Origin of the sequence: Luteimonas sp. J29, from assembly GCF_000472505.1 — a bacterium.
Lineage (GTDB): Bacteria > Pseudomonadota > Gammaproteobacteria > Xanthomonadales > Xanthomonadaceae > Luteimonas.
In genome coordinates this window covers 105,190-121,368 of sequence record NZ_AWZR01000007.1, presented here as the reverse complement: position 1 = coordinate 121,368, position 16,179 = coordinate 105,190, and the positions used below count along the sequence as shown (strand labels likewise).

18 protein-coding genes are annotated in these 16,179 nt (G+C 72.8%); 7 read left to right on the top strand and 11 right to left on the bottom strand.

Annotated features, from left to right (window positions below):
• Positions 1-187 precede the first annotated feature (187 nt).
• On the top strand, positions 188-1,249 hold the full coding sequence (locus tag LUTJ29_RS0112635; RefSeq protein ID WP_027072834.1) for a metal-dependent hydrolase: 1,062 nt from the start codon (positions 188-190) through the stop codon (positions 1,247-1,249).
• On the opposite strand, the gene LUTJ29_RS0112630 is transcribed toward LUTJ29_RS0112635, so the two are convergent.
• The 8 genes from LUTJ29_RS0112630 to LUTJ29_RS0112595 all read right to left on the bottom strand — a co-directional run bounded on the left by LUTJ29_RS0112630 (position 1,231) and on the right by LUTJ29_RS0112595 (position 8,489).
• Complete coding sequence (locus LUTJ29_RS0112630) at positions 1,231-2,163, bottom strand: phosphatidate cytidylyltransferase (protein ID WP_027072833.1); 933 nt, start codon at positions 2,161-2,163, stop codon at positions 1,231-1,233. The genes LUTJ29_RS0112635 and LUTJ29_RS0112630 overlap by 19 nt on opposite strands.
• Positions 2,160-2,771, bottom strand: coding sequence for a lysophospholipid acyltransferase family protein (locus tag LUTJ29_RS0112625; protein ID WP_027072832.1), 612 nt, complete (start codon positions 2,769-2,771; stop codon positions 2,160-2,162). The genes LUTJ29_RS0112630 and LUTJ29_RS0112625 overlap by 4 nt, the downstream gene beginning before the upstream one ends.
• Positions 2,768-3,406, bottom strand: coding sequence for a CDP-alcohol phosphatidyltransferase family protein (locus LUTJ29_RS0112620; RefSeq protein ID WP_027072831.1), 639 nt, complete (start codon positions 3,404-3,406; stop codon positions 2,768-2,770). Before LUTJ29_RS0112620 ends, LUTJ29_RS0112625 begins: the two co-directional genes overlap by 4 nt.
• Positions 3,407-3,533: 127 nt before the next feature.
• Complete coding sequence (dusB, locus tag LUTJ29_RS0112615) at positions 3,534-4,532, bottom strand: tRNA dihydrouridine synthase DusB (protein ID WP_027072830.1); 999 nt, start codon at positions 4,530-4,532, stop codon at positions 3,534-3,536.
• A 67-nt stretch (positions 4,533-4,599) separates the two neighbouring features.
• Positions 4,600-4,935 carry a YegP family protein gene (locus tag LUTJ29_RS0112610; RefSeq protein WP_027072829.1) on the bottom strand — a complete coding sequence of 112 codons (336 nt, stop codon included), beginning with the start codon at positions 4,933-4,935 and terminating at the stop codon, positions 4,600-4,602.
• Positions 4,936-4,999: 64 nt separating this feature from the next.
• Positions 5,000-5,971, bottom strand: coding sequence for a ribokinase (locus tag LUTJ29_RS0112605; protein ID WP_027072828.1), 972 nt, complete (start codon positions 5,969-5,971; stop codon positions 5,000-5,002).
• Positions 5,972-5,981: 10 nt separating this feature from the next.
• Entirely contained in the window at positions 5,982-7,280 is a 1,299-nt protein-coding gene (locus LUTJ29_RS0112600) for a nucleoside transporter C-terminal domain-containing protein (RefSeq protein ID WP_027072827.1), read from the bottom strand.
• Between the two features lie 84 nt (positions 7,281-7,364).
• The gene (locus tag LUTJ29_RS0112595) at positions 7,365-8,489 is read right to left on the bottom strand and encodes a GGDEF domain-containing protein (RefSeq protein WP_027072826.1); all 1,125 of its coding nucleotides are present in this window, start codon (positions 8,487-8,489) and stop codon (positions 7,365-7,367) included.
• A gap of 110 nt (positions 8,490-8,599) precedes the next feature.
• Here LUTJ29_RS0112595 and LUTJ29_RS0112590 point away from each other — a divergent pair, with 110 nt between their 5' ends.
• Together LUTJ29_RS0112590 and LUTJ29_RS0112585 are read left to right on the top strand one after the other, a co-directional pair.
• A complete protein-coding gene (locus LUTJ29_RS0112590; protein ID WP_027072825.1) occupies positions 8,600-9,562 on the top strand; it encodes an aldo/keto reductase in 963 nt (320 codons plus the stop codon).
• A 69-nt stretch (positions 9,563-9,631) separates the two neighbouring features.
• Entirely contained in the window at positions 9,632-9,829 is a 198-nt protein-coding gene (locus LUTJ29_RS0112585) for a hemin uptake protein HemP (protein WP_027072824.1), read from the top strand.
• A 146-nt stretch (positions 9,830-9,975) separates the two neighbouring features.
• Here LUTJ29_RS0112585 and LUTJ29_RS0112580 read toward each other — a convergent pair whose 3' ends face one another.
• From LUTJ29_RS0112580 to LUTJ29_RS17390, 3 genes are read right to left on the bottom strand one after another with little or no spacing between them, the layout of a single operon-like run.
• Entirely contained in the window at positions 9,976-11,070 is a 1,095-nt protein-coding gene (locus LUTJ29_RS0112580) for a PDZ domain-containing protein (RefSeq protein WP_027072823.1), read from the bottom strand.
• Between the two features lie 41 nt (positions 11,071-11,111).
• Positions 11,112-11,669: a hypothetical protein gene (locus LUTJ29_RS0112575; protein WP_027072822.1), complete on the bottom strand. Its 558-nt coding sequence runs from the start codon at positions 11,667-11,669 to the stop codon at positions 11,112-11,114.
• The gene (locus LUTJ29_RS17390; RefSeq protein ID WP_051322996.1) at positions 11,662-12,258 is read right to left on the bottom strand and encodes a sigma-70 family RNA polymerase sigma factor; all 597 of its coding nucleotides are present in this window, start codon (positions 12,256-12,258) and stop codon (positions 11,662-11,664) included. Before LUTJ29_RS17390 ends, LUTJ29_RS0112575 begins: the two co-directional genes overlap by 8 nt.
• A gap of 166 nt (positions 12,259-12,424) precedes the next feature.
• Here LUTJ29_RS17390 and LUTJ29_RS0112565 point away from each other — a divergent pair, with 166 nt between their 5' ends.
• From LUTJ29_RS0112565 to gcvT, 4 genes are all read left to right on the top strand, one after another.
• Positions 12,425-13,405, top strand: coding sequence for an SPFH domain-containing protein (locus LUTJ29_RS0112565; protein ID WP_027072821.1), 981 nt, complete (start codon positions 12,425-12,427; stop codon positions 13,403-13,405).
• 9 nt (positions 13,406-13,414) lie between these two features.
• Complete coding sequence (locus LUTJ29_RS0112560; RefSeq protein ID WP_027072820.1) at positions 13,415-13,876, top strand: NfeD family protein; 462 nt, start codon at positions 13,415-13,417, stop codon at positions 13,874-13,876.
• Between the two features lie 109 nt (positions 13,877-13,985).
• On the top strand, positions 13,986-14,969 hold the full coding sequence (locus tag LUTJ29_RS17385) for a cation diffusion facilitator family transporter (RefSeq protein ID WP_051322995.1): 984 nt from the start codon (positions 13,986-13,988) through the stop codon (positions 14,967-14,969).
• Between the two features lie 28 nt (positions 14,970-14,997).
• Positions 14,998-16,089 carry a glycine cleavage system aminomethyltransferase GcvT gene (gene gcvT, locus LUTJ29_RS0112550; protein ID WP_027072819.1) on the top strand — a complete coding sequence of 364 codons (1,092 nt, stop codon included), beginning with the start codon at positions 14,998-15,000 and terminating at the stop codon, positions 16,087-16,089.
• Positions 16,090-16,179: the final 90 nt, after the last annotated feature.

Below are 16,179 nucleotides of genomic sequence, written 5' to 3'. Positions count from 1 at the left end.
GATGAAAAGATGGGTGCGGATGATACACGCGCCGGCCCCGGCGTGCACCCGCTCCCGGTGGTCCGCCCGCCACGGCGGCCGGCAGGCCAGAGGCTACTCCAGTGGACAGGCCGCGGCAGGCGGCCCGCGCGCTGCGGCACGCTCCCGCACCGGCGGCGCCGTCGCACCGCCTGCCTAGAATGCCGGCATGGATTCGCTCTCCCAGATCCTGCTCGGTGCCGCCGTCGCCGGCGCCGTGGTCCCGGCCGGGCACCGGCGCGCGGCGATGCTGGCCGGGGCCGTCCTCGGCACCCTGCCGGACCTCGATTCGTTGCCGGTGGCGATGGTCACCGACGACCCCGTCGCGCTGATGACCCTGCACCGCAGCGCCAGCCATTCGCTGCTCGTGCTGCCGCTGGTGGCCTGGGCGATCTGGGCCTTCTTCCGGCGCCGGGGCGGACGCGTGGCGCAGGCGCCCGGGCCATGGCTGTGGGCGATCCAGCTGGCGCTGGTCACCCACCCGCTGCTCGATGCGTTCACCGTGTACGGCACCCAGCTGCTGTGGCCGATCCCGGTCCCGCCGGCGATGTGGTCGAGCGTGTTCATCATCGACCCGGGCTACACCGTCTGGCTGCTGCTGGGCGTCGCGGTGGCGGCGTGGGCAGGGGCGCGGCCGGTGGCGGGGCGCGCGCTGGCGCTGGGCCTCGCGCTGAGCACGGCCTACCTGGGCTGGTCGCTGGTGGCCAAGGCGATGGTGGAACGCGAGGCGGAGCGCTCGCTGGCCGCGCTGGGCCTGGCGGATGCACCGCGCTTCTCGGTGCCGATGCCGTTCAACACCCTGCTCTGGCGGGTGGTGGCGATGACGCCCGACGGCTTCGTCGAGGGCGAGCACTCGCTCGTCGCCGACCGCCGTCCGATCGCGTTCCGCCACCATCGCTCCGAGGTCGACGCGCTTGCGCAGGTGGCGCACGCGCCGGCGGTGGCGCGGCTGGCCTGGTTCAACCGCGGCTTCATGAAGGCCACGGTGCGCGACGGCCGGTTGGTGGTGAGCGACCTGCGCATGGGCGCGGAACCCGACTACAGCTTCAACTTCGCCGTGGCCGAGCGCGACGGCCGGCGCTGGCGCGCGATCGCGCCCGAGCAGCTGTCGTGGCCGTGGGAGGCGCGGCGGCGCCTGGCGCAGATGTGGCACCGCATCTGGAACGAGCCCGACGCCGCGGTCGCCGGGGCGCCTGGCGCGCCGGCACCGGCTCAGCCGGGGAACCAGTAGCGGGTGAAGTGGAAGAACACCGGCGCGGCGAACACCACCGAATCCATCCGGTCCATCATCCCGCCGTGGCCTTCGATCATGTGGCCCCAGTCCTTGGCGCCGAGGCTGCGCTTGACCGCCGACAGCGCCAGCCCGCCGCAGGCGCCGGCGATGATGATCACCGTCGACATGGCGGCCGCCTGCAGCGGCGCGAACGGCGTCATCCACCACAGCGCGGTGCCGATGCCCACCGCCGCCGACCCGCCGCCGACCAGGCCCTCGACGGTCTTGGACGGGCTCACCACCGGCGCGAGCTTGCGCCGGCCCAGCAGCTTGCCGAATACGTACTGCATCACGTCGCTGATCTGCACCACCAGCATCAGGTAGAGCAGCAGCAGCTGGCCTTCCACCCCGGGCCGCAGGATCATCAGCGCCGGCGCGTGGCTGATGCAGTAGATCGCCACCATCACGCCCCATTGCACCTTGGTGCTGCGCTCGAGGAAGTCGGTGGTGTCGCCGCCGAACACCGCCAGCACCGGCAGCGCGAGAAAGGCGTAGACCGGGATGAAGATCGCGAACAGCCCGTACCACTGGGCGTGGATCAGCCAGTACTGCAGCGGGATCAGCAGGTAGAACGCCACCACCAGCGGCAGGTGGTCGCCGGCGCGGGTCGGGGTGAGGGTGATGAACTCGCGCAGGGCGAAGAACGAGATCACCCCGAACACCACCAGGGTGGCGACCGGCCCGATCGCGAAGCACGCCGCCAGCACCGCGACCATGCCCCACCACGCGCGGATCCGCGCGTTGAGGTTGCGCACCGTCGGGCCGCCGCCGTCCCCGCCGCGCCGGTGCAGCAGCCAGCCGACCACGGAGGCCACCACCAGCAGGGCGACGATGCCGCCGAATACCCAGAGCATCCTGGCCTGTGCGCTCATGCCATCGCCTCCACCGCGGCGCGCGCGCGTTCGAGGAAGGCATCGCGCCCTTCGCCCGGCAGGCGCGGCAGCGGCGCGCCGAAATGGACGTTGCAATACAGCGGCAATGGCAACGGCAGCAGGGCGCCCTTGGGCAGCGCACGGTGCAGGGTGTCGAGGTACACGGGCACGAGCTCCACGTGCGGGTAGTCCGTGGCCAGCCGGAACAGGCCGGGGCGGAACTGCTGCGGCAGCCGTTCGCTGTTGCGCGTGCCTTCGGGGAACAGGATCAGCGAATCGCCCTGGTCGAGGGCCGCGCGCACCGGTGCCAGCGGATCAGCGTCGGGGTCGCCGCGCTGGCGGTCGATCAGGACCGCGTGCAGCACCCGCCGCGCCAGCCAGCCGCGCAGGCCGGGGCGGTCCCAGTAGTCGCGCGCCGCCACCGGCCGCACGTGGGCGCGCAGGTGCGGGGCCAGCGCCGACCAGATCGCCACCGTGTCCAGGTGGCTGGAGTGGTTGGCGAAGTAGATGCACTGGCCCGGCGGCGGTGCTGCACGCCAGTGCGCGCGCGCGCCGACCAGGGTGCGGGTGAAGCCGACCAGCGCCGCGCCGGCCAGGCGCGCGATCATGGCGCGTGCTCCAGCCGCGCCGCGATCGCGCGCAGCCGGGTGTAGCAGGTGAGCAGGGCGCCCGCGGCGATCGTCAGCACCGCGACCGGCAGCGCGTAGCCGGTGCCGGTCGCGAGCGCCTCGGCCGGCGCCAGCACGCAAGCCGCGGTCATCACCGCCATCCGGTGCTGCTTGGCCATGGGCCCGCGGAAGTCCTGGGCCTGGCCGAGCGCTCCGCCGAGCGTGCGGACATAGGCCGTCGCGGCGGCGAACAGCGCCGCCAGCCATCCGGCCCACGGCAAGCCGGCGGCATGGCCCAGCGCCACCAGCAGCACGCTGTCGGCCACGCGGTCGGGCACTTCGTTGTAGAGCGCGCCGGCGGGCGTGGACTTGCCGCCTTCCACCGCCACCATGCCGTCGAACAGGTTGCACAGCAGCCGCAGCTGGATGCCCAGCGCGCACAGCCAGGCGCCCCAGTCCGGCAGCCACAGCAGGGCGGCCGCCCCGGCGGCGGCGAAGACCATGCTCAGCACCGAGATCGCGTTGGGCGTGAGCGGCGTGCGCGCGAGCGCGGCGGCGATGCGCTGGATGACGGCGTTGCCGCGTGCCTTGATCGGCCGGCGCGACGCGTCCGTCCCCGGCGGCTGCTGTTCCATGCAATGTCCCCGATGCGATCGCGACCCCGGCCGCGATCCGATGCCAGCGGCCGATGATGGGCAGGCAGCGGCGCGCTGGCAAGCCCGCGCCCTCAGCGCGACCCCGGCGTGCCGCGGCGGCGTGCGATCAGGCCGCTGCCGGCAGCTCCGGCTTCACCCCTGCCGCCAGCGCATCGAAGTAGTCGCGGGTCGAGCGCAGCTGCTCCTGCGCGGTCTGGGCGCGGTTGACCAGGGCGAGGAAGGCGCGGTTCTCCGGCCGGTCCTTCGCGTACCAGCCCAGGTGCTTGCGCGCGATGCGCACGCCGGCCTGCTCGCCGTAGAAGGCGTGCAGCGCCTCGAGGTGGCCAAGCAGGATGTCGCGCACCTGCGCCGGCGTCGGCTCGGGCAGGCGCTCGCCGGTGGCGAGGTAGTGGGCGATCGCGCCGAAGATCCACGGCCGCCCTTGCGCCGCGCGTCCGACCATCACCGCGTCGGCGCCGGTGTGGTCGAGCACCGCGCGCGCCTTCTCCGGCGAATCGATGTCGCCGTTGGCGATCACCGGGATCGCCACCCGGGCCTTGATCGCCGCGATCGTGTCGTATTCGGCCTGGCCGGTGTAGTGCTGGTCGCGCGTGCGGCCGTGGATGGCGAGCGCGGCGATGCCGCTTTCCTGGGCGATGCGCGCGATCGCCGGGGCGTTGCGGTGGCCGGCGTCCCAGCCGGTGCGGATCTTGAGCGTCACCGGTACGTCCACGGCGCCGACCACGGCCTCCAGGATCCGCGCCACCAGCAGCTCGTCGCGCATCAGCGCCGACCCGGCCCAGGCGTTGCACACCTTCTTCGCCGGGCAGCCCATGTTGATGTCGATGATGCGCGCGCCGTGCGCGGCGTTGTGGCGCGCGGCCTCGGCCATGGCGGCCGGCTCGGTGCCGGCGATCTGCACGCTCACCGGGTCGGGTTCGCCGGCGTGGTCCATGCGGTGCACGGACTTGCGCGTGTTCCAGAAGCGCGGGTCGCTGGTGGTCATTTCCGACACCGCCAGCCCCGCGCCCAGCCGCTTGCACAGCAGCCGGAACGGCTTGTCGGTGACCCCCGCCATCGGGGCGAGGACCACCTTCGGTTCGATGGCATGGGGGCCGATGCGCATCCCGCCATTGTCGCAGCCGCGCCGCGGCCGCGCGAGCGGGCGGCGCGGCCGCCCCGTCCGTGCCGGGTCAGGCGGTCAGGTCGGCCACCGCGGCGCCGGGCGCGTTGGACTTGACCGACTCGATGCCGTTGTCGCGCGCCGCGGCGCTGGAATACATCTCGCTGTGGCCGATGACCTGGCCGTTGGAGGCCTTCAGGTTGAAGTAGGGGCTGCCGTCCTTCGCGGTGAGACGCTCGAAGTTGGCCTCGTCCGCGGCGTGCCTGCGCACCGACTCGATGCCGTTGAGCGCCGAGGCCTTCTCCTTGTAGCCCTCGCTGGAAAGGATCACCTGGCCGTTGCCGGCCTTCAGGTTGAACTGGAATTCGCCGTTCTTGCGCTTGCCGATTTCGAACTTGCCGGCCATGTCGACCTCGCTCGTGGTGCCCGGTGGGCGGGAATGAGCCAGCCTTGGTCGTGCCGCGCGGCGGTCAACCTTCGGGCTGGCGTGGCAGCCGTGGCATCGCGACGGCGGCGCCCGGCTGTTCGGTGGAGCGCGCGGCATAGTGCGCGGCGAAGCGCACGTGGGCGATGAAGCCGCCCTCGCCACCACGCGCCTGCGAGGCGGCCAGCGCGCCGTTGAACGCGTCGCCCGCACCGGTGGTGTCGACCACCGCCGCCTCGTAGGCCGGCACCCGGTAGAACGGCAGTTCGTCGCCGCGGCATTTGTCCTCGCGATGCGAGACGAACGCCCCGGCCGCGCCCAGGGTGACCACGACCGTGCCGCGCGGGAGCAGGGTGCGGCAGAGGTCGTGCAGGTGTCCGTCGTCGGCGCCGGCGACGTCGGCCGGGTCGATGCGCCCGCTGTTGTGGTGCGCGAGCAGGGCGGCGAACTCGGTCTCGTTGGGCGTCAGCACGTCGGCCACCGCGAGCAGTTCGCGCGGTGCCTGCGCGTTGGCCGGGGCGGGGTTGAGGATCGTGCGCACGCCGGCCGCACGCGCGATGCGCATCGCCTCGAGCACGCTCTCCACCGGCGATTCGAGCTGGGCCAGCACGATCCTGGCGCCGGAGATCGCCTCGGCCTGGCGGGCCACGAACTCGGCCGAGAGGACCCCGTTCGCCCCGGGGCCGATCACGATGCTGTTGTTGCCGTGGGCATCGACGTGGATGCCCGCGGTGCCGGTCGGTTCCGGGCTGTCCTCTGCGCGCAGGTCGATGCCGTCGGCCGCCGCCAGGGTGCGCGCGAGGCGGCCGCCGTCGTCGTCGCCGAGCGCGCACACGAACACGGTGTCGACGCCGCAGCGCGCGCTCGCGGTGGCCTGGTTGAAGCCCTTGCCGCCCGGTCCGGTGCGGTAGCTGCCGGCGCGGGTCTCGCCCGGGCGCGGCAGGCTGTCGCACTGCCACGCATGGTCGACGTTGAACGAGCCGACGACGACGACGCGCGGGTGGGTTGCGGCGGACATCGCCCCTGCCTCAGCCTCCCAGGCCCGTGAGCACGCCGGCGATGGTCGCGGTCATCATGGTCGCGATCGAGCCGCCCAGCACCGCGCGCAGGCCCAGCCGCGCCAGGTCCTGGCGCCGTTCGGGGGCCAGGCCGCCGACGCCGCCGATCTGGATCGCGATCGAGCTGAAGTTGGCGAACCCGCACAGCGCGTAGGTCGCGATCAGCGCGCCCTGAGACGTCAGCGACACGCCCTCCACCCGGCCCTGCAGGATGTCGCCCATCTGCACGTAGGCCACGAACTCGTTGAGCACCACCTTGGTGCCGATCAGGCCGCCCACGGTGCCGGCGTCCTGCCACGGCACGCCGATCACCCAGGCCAGCGGCGCCAGCAGGTAGCCGAGCAGGGTGGACAGGGTGGTGGGCTTGCCCAAGGCCTGCTCCAGCCCGGTGATCTCGCCCAGCCAGGACAGCGGCGCGTTGATCAGCGCGATCAGGGCGATGAACGCCAGCAGCATCGCGCCGACGTTCAGGGCCAGCTTGAGGCCGTCGGCCGCGCCCGCGGCGGCCGCGTCGATGACGTTGGCGGTGGTCTTCTCCACGTGCACGCGCACCGTGCCGAGCGTCTGCGGGGTGCCGGTCTCGGGCACCAGGATCTTGGCGATCACCAGCGTCGCCGGCGCCGCCATGATGCTGGCGGTGATCAGGTGCTTGGCGTAGGCGGCCTGGAGCGCGGGGTCGTCGCCGCCGAGCAGCAGGACGTACGCGCCGAGCACGCCGCTGGCGATCGTGGCCATGCCGCCCACCATCAGGGTCAGCAGCTCCGACATCGTCATCCCGGCGATGTAGGGGCGCACCACCAGCGGCGCCTCGGTCTGGCCGATGAAGGCGTTGGCGCAGACCGACAGGGTCTCGGCGCCGGACACGCGCATCACCCGCGTGATCACCCAGGCCATGCCCTGGACCACCTTCTGCATCACGCCCAGGTGGTAGAGCACGCTCATGAAGCTGGCGAAGAAGATGATCGTCGGCAGCACCTGGAAGGCGAACACGAAGCCGAACTTGGACGGGTCGCCGAAGTCGCCGAAGATGAACCGGGCGCCCTCGGAAGTGAAGCCGAGCAGCTTCACGAAGCCGCCGGACAGGGCGTCGAAGACGCCGGCGCCCCACGGCGTGAGCAGCACGAAGGCCGCCACCAGCACCTGCAGGACCAGGCCGATCGCCACCAGTCGCCAGTCCACCTTCCACCGGTTGCTGGAGAACAACCACGTGAGCCCGATCAGCACCGCCAGGCCGACGACGCCGAAACCGACCCGTGCTACTGCTTCCATCGACCCTGTTCCGGCGCTGACTGACGCGGCAGCCTAGAGCAGCGCGCCGCGCGCGGCAACCTTGAAAATTCCCGACCGACCTGCTCAGCCGTCGCGGGCGACCACCCGGTTGCGCCCGCAGCGCTTGGCTTCCTGCAGCCGCCGGTCGGCGGCCCCGAGCAGGGCCGAGGCGGTGGCGCCGTCCTGGGGGAAGGCGGCGAGGCCGGCGCTGAAGCTCAGCGCCACCGGTTCGTTGCCGCGGTCGGTCTGGAACGGGCGTTCGGCCAGGCTGCGGCGGTAGCGGTCGATCCGCTCCCAGGCGCTGCCGATCGGGCACAGCAGCACCAGCACGAACTCCTGGCCGCCGATCCGCGCCAGGTGCTCGTCCTCGTCCAGCATTTCCCGCAGGTGCCCCACCAGGTGGCGGATGGCGCGGTCGCCTGTGGCCTGGCCCAGCTCCTGGTACACGCGGTTGAAGTGGTCCAGGTCCACCAGCCCGATCGACACCGATCGGCCCTCGCGCCGCGCGGCCTCGAACATGCGCGGCAGCCGCTGCATCAGCCAGGCGCGGTTGGGCACCCCGGTCAGGCTGTCGCGCCCGGACATCTCGATCAGCCGCTGCATCCGGTACACCAGGGTGGCGGCGAGCAGGGTCATCAGCCCGAGCAGCACCAGCCGCGTGCCCTGGCCGCGCACCGTGACCGCGCCGTGCTCGATCGACAGCAGCGGCTCGTTCGCCATCCCCAGCACCATCGCCACCAGCAGGCCGTACTGCAGCACCGCCAGCCCGCCGACCCAGAGGGTGAGGCGGCCGTCGTGGCGCAGGGCGGTGAGCGCGATCGCGAACAGGTAGAAGCTCCACACGCCCACGCCGTTGAGGGCGGCCGTCGCATCGCCCGTGGCCTGCAGCGCCAGTACCGCCGTGATGATGCTGATGTCGTAGGTACCCGTGGCGTAGGGCAGCCAGCGCAGCCGGCGGTGGTCGCGCGCGAGCGCCAGCCAGATCTGCGCCATCAGGTTCACGAACACCGCCACGCCCAGGCCCACCAGGATGCGGCCGGTGTCGCCGTGGGTCAGCACCGGGGCCAGCGGCAGCGCCAGCGCCAGCAGCGACAGCAGCGCGCGTACCTTCGCCACCATCCGTTCGCCGACGGCGCCCAGTTCGAGCATCACCTCGTCGGGGCGGCCGAAGAGGCTGGCGAGGAAGCGCCTGAGCGAGGAATCGTGCATGGACCTTGGCAGCCGTGAACGCCGCGCGAGCATACCGCGCCGCGCCTGCGCGTGGCCCCGGAGGGTGCCGGCACGGCTAGACTGTGGCGCATCCCATCCGGAGGACAGCCATGCAGTATCGCCGGCTCGGCGGTTCGGGCCTGAAGCTCTCGGCCCTGTCGCTCGGCACCTGGCTTACCGCGGGCGCGCGCCTGGGCCGCGGCGAGATGCGCGAACTGGTGGCGCTGGCCTGGGACCACGGCGTCAACTTCTTCGACAGCGCCGAGAACTACGCCCACGGCGAGGCCGAGCGGGTGCTGGGCGACGTGGTCGCCGACCTGCGCCTGCCGCGCGACGGGTTCTGCGTGTCGAGCAAGGTCTGTTTCGGTTCGGCCGCGCAGCCGCGCCCGACCCAGGCCGGTCTGTCGCGCAAGCACGTGCGCGACGCCTGCCACGACGCGCTGCGTCGCCTGCGCGTGGACTACCTCGACCTGTTCTTCTGCCATCGCCCAGATCCCGACACCCCGGTCGCCGAAACCGTGCGCGCGATGGACGACCTGGTGCGGCAGGGCAAGGTGCTGTACTGGGGCACGTCGGAGTGGCCGGCAACGCTCATCCGGGAAGCCTTCGACGTTGCCCGCGCGCACCACCTCGCGCCGCCCACGATGGAGCAGCCTCAGTACAACCTGCTCCATCGCGAGCGGGTCGAGCTCGAATACGCCTCGCTGTACGCCGAGTGCGGCCTGGGGACCACGGTGTGGTCGCCGCTCGCCTTCGGCCTGCTCAGCGGCAAGTACGACGCCGGCATCCCCGAAGGCAGCCGGATGGCCCGGCCGGACGCGCCGGGCCGGCTCGACAGTCCGGACGGGCAGGCACGGCTGGCGCGGGCGCGCCGCTTCAGCGCGGTCGCGGCCGAACTCGGGGTGGCGCCGGCGCCGCTGGCGATCGCCTGGTGCCTGGGCAATCCGCACGTGTCGAGCGTCATCCTCGGCGCATCGAGGCCGGACCAGCTGGTCGAGAACCTCGGTGCGCTGGAGCTGGCGGGGCGGTTCGACGAACCGGTGTGGCGGCGGCTGGAGGCGGTCGTCGGCTGAGCGTGGCATCGCGGTTGACAGCCGAATGAGAATCATTAGCATCGACAATCCCGCCGGCGAGGATGCCCGATGTTCGTGACCCCGGATGACCACCCCGGAACCGCTTCTGTGCCGGACGACGTGCGGTCGTCGCGCCAGCGGGCCGGCGCCGTGGAGATCGACAGCGGCCAGCTGCTCCAGGGCAGGCGCGAAGTGCTGATCCGCCACGGCGGCGAGTGCTACCGGTTGCGGCACACGCGCAACGACAAGCTGATCCTGACCAAGTAGCTCCGCGTCGCCGTGCCGGTCACGCGCGCTCCCGGCCGGGGGACGTGGGATTGCCCCGTCTTGCGCGCATGCCCCACGCGGGCCGGGATCCGGCGAATGCCCGTGCAAGGCGCCCATCGCGACCGGCGCGCGGGGCGACGGAGTGCTCAGCGGCCGGCCGCGGTTGCGCCGGTGGCCAGGATGGCGACGGTCCGCCCGGTGTCCGGCGGCGGGGGCGGGGCGGGCGGGGGCGGAACCGCCGACGCGGCCGGCTTCGGCGGCGGCGCGGGTGGCGCAGGCGGCGCCGGTGGCCACGCCATCGCCTTCGGCACGGCGACGCGCGCCTGCGCGCTCCTGCGGTCGCGCAGGTAGTCCACGCTCACGCGTTCGCCTTCCTCCTTGCCGCGCAGCACGTCCATCACCTCGCGCGGCGTCGCCACCGCCTTGCCGTCCACGCGCTGGATCACGTCGCCCGCCTGCAGGCCCTCCATGCCGCCGGGCGACAGCACCAGCACGCCCCGCTCGGTGCCGAAGTAGCGGCCGAGCTCCGGATCGACCGTCGCCAGGTGCAGGCCGCGCCAGCGGAACGCCGACGCGAGCCGGCTCGTCTCGCCTTCGATCACCCGCTGCAGTTCCGCACGCACCTCCGGGGTAATGCCGGGCAGGCGCTCGAACTCGAACACATCGCCATCGCCCACGAAACCGAGTCCGCCCGGGGCGCTGATCACCGCCAGCCGGCGGTCGCGCCGGGGCGTCACGTCGACCGTGGCGCGGCGGCCGTCGCGCAGGTAGCCGATGCGCACCGGCTTGTCCGCCTCGAGCCCGCCGAGCAGCTTGCGCGCGTTGCCCACGCGCAGTTCGCCGGTGTTGCCGAGGATCTCCTTGCCGTCGACCGAGACCAGGCGGTCGCCGGTGCGCAGCCCGGCCTCGGCGGCGCCGCTGCCGGGGGTCACGCCGGCGATGCGCACCCCGGGCTGGTCGTCGCCTTCGAGCAGGACCCCGAGCACCGGGCGTCCGCGGGCTGCGGCGAACTCGGCCGCGGTCGCCTCCGCCAGCTTCCGCGCCTCCTCGGCAAGGCGCCCGGCATCGCGCGCCTGGCCGCGCGCGAGTTCGGCGTAGCGTCTGGCGGCGCGTTCGAGTTCCGCGCGCGCGGCGGCGATCTCGCGTTCGGTCGCGGCCTTGCCGTCGTCCGCGGCGACGGCGCCGCCGGCCAGCAGCAGCGACAGGGAGGCGGCGAGGAGGGTGCGGGGCAGTGATTTCATGTCGACCTCGGGGATGGGGCGGGGATCCGCATGGGAAACGTTCAGTCGATGAGCACCAGCGCGGCGTCGTAGACCGTGCCCTGCGACTGCAGCCAGCGGCGGTTGCTTTCGAAGCCGGCAAGCGTGCGCAGGCTGTCGACGCGTTCCTGCCACAGGGCCTGGCGCTGCTCGCGCGACAGTCCGGGCTGCCTCAGGGCGGCGTCGATCGCGGCCAGCCGCGACTCGTACTCGCTGGCGAGCGCGAGGGCGGTGCCGCTGCCGAAGCGGTCGTCGCGCGCCACCGCGAGCAGGGTCTCGAGCCGGGCCGATTCGGCGTAGAGGGCTTCCATCGGGTCGCCCTGCGCCTGCGCAAGCCCTGCGTCCTGCGGCGCCGGGCCGTCTCCGCCCGGCCCGGCGATCCGCCAAGGCAGCGCGATCGCGAGCAGCGCGATCGCGGCGGCCATCGCCAGCCACAGCGGCGCACGCGTGCGGCGGCGCGCGTCCAGCCGCCCGGCCACGGCGTTCCAGCCACCATCGGGCGGCGATTCCTGGGGCAGCGCGGCAAATGCTTCGCCCCAGCTGGCCGGCACGCGCGGCGGGTGCAGGTCCGCGTCACGCATGGGCCGCCTCCCTTGCCGCGCTGGCGTCGCAGCCAAGCAGCATGCGCAGGCGGCGGGTGCCGCGCGCGAGTTGCGACTTGGAGAAGCTGGTGGTCCGGTTCATGGCGGCAGCGATTTCCTCGTGCGTGTAACCCTCGGCGTGGTACAGCCACAGCACGCTCCGGGTGGTCGCGGGCAAGGCGGCCAGGGCGCGCTGCAGCAGGGCGGCGTCGGCGGCGGCGGGCGGCGGCGGCGCGAGCTCGTCGGCGGCGTCGAAACCGTCCTCCATCGGCAGCTCGTCGGCCAGGCGGCGGGCGCGGCGCAGCTTCATCAGCGCCTCGTTCACCGCGATCTGGCGCAGCCACGCCCAGAACGGGCTGTCGCCGCGGAAGCCGCCGATGCGGTCGAACACCTTCAACATCGTCTCCTGCAGCACCTCGGCCGCCTCCTCGCGGTCGCCGCAGATGCGCAGCGCCAGCGAGAACACCGGGCGCTCGAACCAGCGGTACACCTGCTCGAACGCCACGCGGTCGCCGGCCCTGGCCCGCGCCAGGAGGGCGTCGGGCAGGTCGATGGCAAAGCTCGACGCGGGTCCGTTCGTGGCAGGCATTCCCCAGTCTGGATGCGGGCGGAGGCGGAATGGTCGCAGCGCGGGCCGCGGGTATCGGCCCGTCGGGCTGCGCCGGCCGGTGCCGGGCCCGGCGGGGGCGGTCACATCCGGGCCCCGCGTGCCGTCCCCACCCTATACTGGAACCTGACGAGGGAGGAGCGATTCCATGGGCGGAGGCATGTTTCTGACCGCGGTGCTGCTGGTCGCCGGCATCATCATCCTGTTCAAGACCGTCAGGATGGTGCCGCAGGGCTACGAGTGGACGGTCGAGCGCTTCGGCAAGTACACCCACACCCTGGACCCGGGGCTGCACTTCCTGATCCCCGTGGTGTACGGCGTCGGGCGCAAGGTCAACATGATGGAGCAGGTGCTGGACGTGCCCAGCCAGGACGTGATCACCAAGGACAACGCGGTGGTCAAGGTCGACGGCGTGGTGTTCTTCCAGGTGCTGGATGCGGCCAAGGCGGCCTACGAGGTCTCCAACCTCGAGATCGCCATGATCGCCCTGGTCCAGACCAACATCCGCACCGTGATCGGCTCGATGGACCTCGACGAGTCGCTGAGCGGACGCGAGGCGATCAACGCCCAGCTGCTGAACGTGGTCGACCACGCCACCAACCCCTGGGGCGTGAAGGTCACCCGCATCGAGATCCGGGACATCCAGCCGCCGCGCGACCTGGTCGACGCGATGGCGCGGCAGATGAAGGCCGAGCGCGACCGCCGCGCGGTGATCCTCGAGGCCGAGGGCCACCGCCAGTCCGAGATCCTGCGCGCCGAAGGCGAGAAGCAGGCGGCGATCCTCGAGGCCGAGGGCCAGAAGGAGGCCGCGTTCCGCGAGGCCGAGGCGCGCGAGCGGCTGGCCGAGGCCGAGGCCAAGGCCACGCAGATGGTGTCCGAGGCCATCGCCCAGGGCGACGTGCAGGCGATCAACTATTTCGTCGCGCAGAAGTACGTCGAGGCGTTCGAGAAGCTCGCCACCGCGCCGAACCAGAAGTTCGTGCTCATGCCGATGGAGTCGAGCGGCATCATCGGTTCGATCGCCGGCATCGCCGAGCTGGCGAAGGATGCGCTCGGCAAGCAGCAGTCCGCCCCGCGCGGCGGCAACCAGCCGCCGCCGCCGCGCCCCACCTTCCCGGCGGGGAGCTGAGCCGTGGAGCTGCGCTGGGACGTGGTCGGCTGGGCGGCGGTGGCGCTGCTGCTGTTCGCGGCGGAAGCGCTGGCGCCCGGCGCCTTCATGCTCTGGATGGGGCTGGCCGCCGCGGCGGTGTTCCTGGCCGTGCTGCTGGTGCCGGGGATCCCGCTGCTGGCCCAGGTCGCGGCCTTCGTGGTCCTGAGCTTCGTGTCGATCCAGGTGTACCGCAAGTACGTGCGCGGGCGCGGGCGCGAGCGCGAGAGCGACCGCCCGACGCTCAACAAGCGCGCCTACCACCACGTCGGCCGCGTGGTGGCGCTCGAGCAGCCGATCGTGGCCGGGCGTGGGCGGGTCAAGATCGGGGACGCGTTCTGGACCGTGCAGGGTCCGGACTTGCCGGCCGGCACGCCCGTGCGCGTGACCGGGACCGATGGCGAGATCCTGCACGTCGAACCCGAGGTGACGCCAGCCGCACCGCAGGCGTAGCCGCAGCGTACGCCGCGGCTGCGCTGCGTCGCCCGGGGCGCCCGCCCGGCCGGCGGCGACGCACCGCACGCGATTGTGTAACAGCGCCGGTCGTGGCTAGCGTGCGCGCATGGCGCACGACCACCACCCCGGCCACGGCGGCCACGCCCACCATCACCATGAGCACGCATCGGCGGCCAGCATCCGCCATGAGCGCCCGCTGTGGTGGGCGCTGGCGCTGATCGTCCTGTTCGCGGCGGTCGAGGCGGCCGCCGCCTTCGCCACCAACAGCCTGGCGCTGCTGTCGGACGCGGCGCACATGGTCACCGACGCGTTCGCGCTGGCCGTCGCCCTGGTCGCCGTGCGACTGTCGCGGCGCCCGCCGGATGCGCGCCGCAGCTTCGGCTACGTGCGCGCCGAGGCGATGGGGGCGCTGTTCAACGGCCTGCTCCTGTTCGCGCTGTCGGGCTACATCCTGTGGGAGGCGGCGATGCGCATCGTGGAGCCGCCCGAGGTGGCATCGCTCGGGATGCTGGCCGTCGGCGTCGCCGGACTGCTGGTGAACCTCGTCGCGATGCGGCTGCTGCATGCCGGCAGCGAGGAGAGCCTCAACGTCAAGGGCGCCTACCTCGAGGTCTGGGCCGACATGATCGGATCGCTCGGGGTGGTCGCCGGCGCGCTGGTGATCCACTTCACCGGCTGGCGCCTGGCCGACCCGCTCATCGCCGCGGCGATCGGCCTGTGGGTGCTGCCGCGCGCGTGGGTCCTCGTGCGCCAGGCCGGCAACGTGCTGATGATGGGCGTGCCCGAGGGCATCGACCTGGAGCAGGTGCGCGGGGCGCTCGCCGGGCTGCCGGGCGTGGAGGACGTACACGACCTGCATGTCTGGGCGCTGGCCTCGCGCCAGGCGGCCATGACCGCGCACCTGGTGGTGGACGAGGCCGTGGACGCGCGCGCGCTGCGGCACGCGGCCGGCGAACTCCTGCACGGGCGTTTCGGCATCGGCCACGCCACGCTGCAGGTCGAGACCGGGCCATGCCACGGCCCCGACTGCGGCGCCGGGCACGCCGGCGGCCACGCCTGGCGACCCGGTCCGCGCGGCGATCGGGGATAATTGCGCCAATCCAGGCAGGAACGGCGCCATGATCCGCAAGACCATCCTCAACGACAGCCATCGCGCCCTGGGCGCGCGCATGGTCGATTTCGGCGGCTGGGACATGCCGATCCACTACGGCTCCCAGATCGAGGAGCACCACCAGGTGCGGCGCGACGCCGGCATGTTCGACGTCAGCCACATGAACGTGGTCGACATCGACGGCCCCGGCGCGCGCGCCTTCCTGCGCCGGCTGCTCGCCAACTCGATCGACAGGATCAATCCGGGCCGGGCGCTGTACTCGTGCATGCTCAACCCGCAGGGCGGGGTGATCGACGACCTGATCGTCTACGACCGGGGCGGCGACACCTTCCGCATGGTGACCAACGCCGCCACCCGGGACAAGGACATGGCGTGGATCGGTGCACAGGCTGCCGGTTTCGACGTGCAGGTGCGCGAACGGCCGGAGCTGTCGATGATCGCCGTGCAGGGACCGAACGCGCGCGAGCGGCTGCTCGGCCTGCTCGACGGCGACGCCGCCGCGAAGGTGTCCGCGCTGGGCAGGTTCGCGGCCGCGGAAGTCCCGTCCACTCCGTTCGGCGAACTGTTCGTCGCCCGCACCGGCTACACCGGCGAGGACGGCTTCGAAGTGGTCGCCTCCGAGGCAGGGACGGTGGCGCTGTGGGACGCGCTGCTGCGCGCCGGCGTGAAGCCGGCCGGCCTGGGCGCGCGCGACACCCTGCGCCTGGAAGCGGGCATGAACCTCTACGGCCAGGACATGGACGAGACCACCAGCCCGTTCGAGGCGGCGCTGGGCTGGACGGTGTCGCTGGACGAGGGCCGCGACTTCATCGGCCGGGAGGTGGTCGAGGCGCACAAGCGCGACGGCGCGCCGCGGCAGATGGTCGGCCTGGTGATGGACGAGAAGGGCGTGCTGCGCCACGGCCAGGCGGTGCGTACCGCGCTGGGCGACGGCGAGATCCTGTCGGGGACGTTCTCGCCGACGCTGGGCAAGGCGATCGCCTTCGCCCGGGTGCCTGCCGGGGACCTGTCGGCAGGCGTGCGCGTCGACATCCGGGGTCGCGACGTCCCGGTGCGGGTGGCGAAGTTCCCCTTCGTCCGCGACGGCAAGCCCGCCTGAGTCCGGGAGCGCGGTCCGGCTTGCGGCCGCCCACCCGGGCTTCGATACACTAGCCCCACTTCCCCCCTGCACCGCACGACCGGAGAGCGG

Bases quoted from the DNA above. Each gene is read 5' to 3' on its own strand.
- LUTJ29_RS0112565 (WP_027072821.1), top strand. From the start codon at position 12,425: ATGGGCGGAGGCATGTTTCTGACCGCGGTGCTGCTGGTCGCCGGCATC.
- LUTJ29_RS0112630 (WP_027072833.1), bottom strand. From the start codon at position 2,163: ATGAGCGCACAGGCCAGGATGCTCTGGGTATTCGGCGGCATCGTCGCC.
- dusB (WP_027072830.1), bottom strand. From the start codon at position 4,532: ATGCGCATCGGCCCCCATGCCATCGAACCGAAGGTGGTCCTCGCCCCG.
- LUTJ29_RS0112610 (WP_027072829.1), bottom strand. From the start codon at position 4,935: ATGGCCGGCAAGTTCGAAATCGGCAAGCGCAAGAACGGCGAATTCCAG.
- LUTJ29_RS0112620 (WP_027072831.1), bottom strand. From the start codon at position 3,406: ATGGAACAGCAGCCGCCGGGGACGGACGCGTCGCGCCGGCCGATCAAG.
- LUTJ29_RS0112605 (WP_027072828.1), bottom strand. From the start codon at position 5,971: ATGTCCGCCGCAACCCACCCGCGCGTCGTCGTCGTCGGCTCGTTCAAC.
- LUTJ29_RS0112595 (WP_027072826.1), bottom strand. From the start codon at position 8,489: ATGCACGATTCCTCGCTCAGGCGCTTCCTCGCCAGCCTCTTCGGCCGC.
- LUTJ29_RS17385 (WP_051322995.1), top strand. From the start codon at position 13,986: ATGGCGCACGACCACCACCCCGGCCACGGCGGCCACGCCCACCATCAC.
- LUTJ29_RS0112585 (WP_027072824.1), top strand. From the start codon at position 9,632: ATGTTCGTGACCCCGGATGACCACCCCGGAACCGCTTCTGTGCCGGAC.
- LUTJ29_RS0112635 (WP_027072834.1), top strand. From the start codon at position 188: ATGGATTCGCTCTCCCAGATCCTGCTCGGTGCCGCCGTCGCCGGCGCC.
- LUTJ29_RS0112575 (WP_027072822.1), bottom strand. From the start codon at position 11,669: ATGCGTGACGCGGACCTGCACCCGCCGCGCGTGCCGGCCAGCTGGGGC.
- LUTJ29_RS0112590 (WP_027072825.1), top strand. From the start codon at position 8,600: ATGCAGTATCGCCGGCTCGGCGGTTCGGGCCTGAAGCTCTCGGCCCTG.
- LUTJ29_RS17390 (WP_051322996.1), bottom strand. From the start codon at position 12,258: ATGCCTGCCACGAACGGACCCGCGTCGAGCTTTGCCATCGACCTGCCC.
- LUTJ29_RS0112625 (WP_027072832.1), bottom strand. From the start codon at position 2,771: ATGATCGCGCGCCTGGCCGGCGCGGCGCTGGTCGGCTTCACCCGCACC.
- gcvT (WP_027072819.1), top strand. From the start codon at position 14,998: ATGATCCGCAAGACCATCCTCAACGACAGCCATCGCGCCCTGGGCGCG.
- LUTJ29_RS0112580 (WP_027072823.1), bottom strand. From the start codon at position 11,070: ATGAAATCACTGCCCCGCACCCTCCTCGCCGCCTCCCTGTCGCTGCTG.
- LUTJ29_RS0112600 (WP_027072827.1), bottom strand. From the start codon at position 7,280: ATGGAAGCAGTAGCACGGGTCGGTTTCGGCGTCGTCGGCCTGGCGGTG.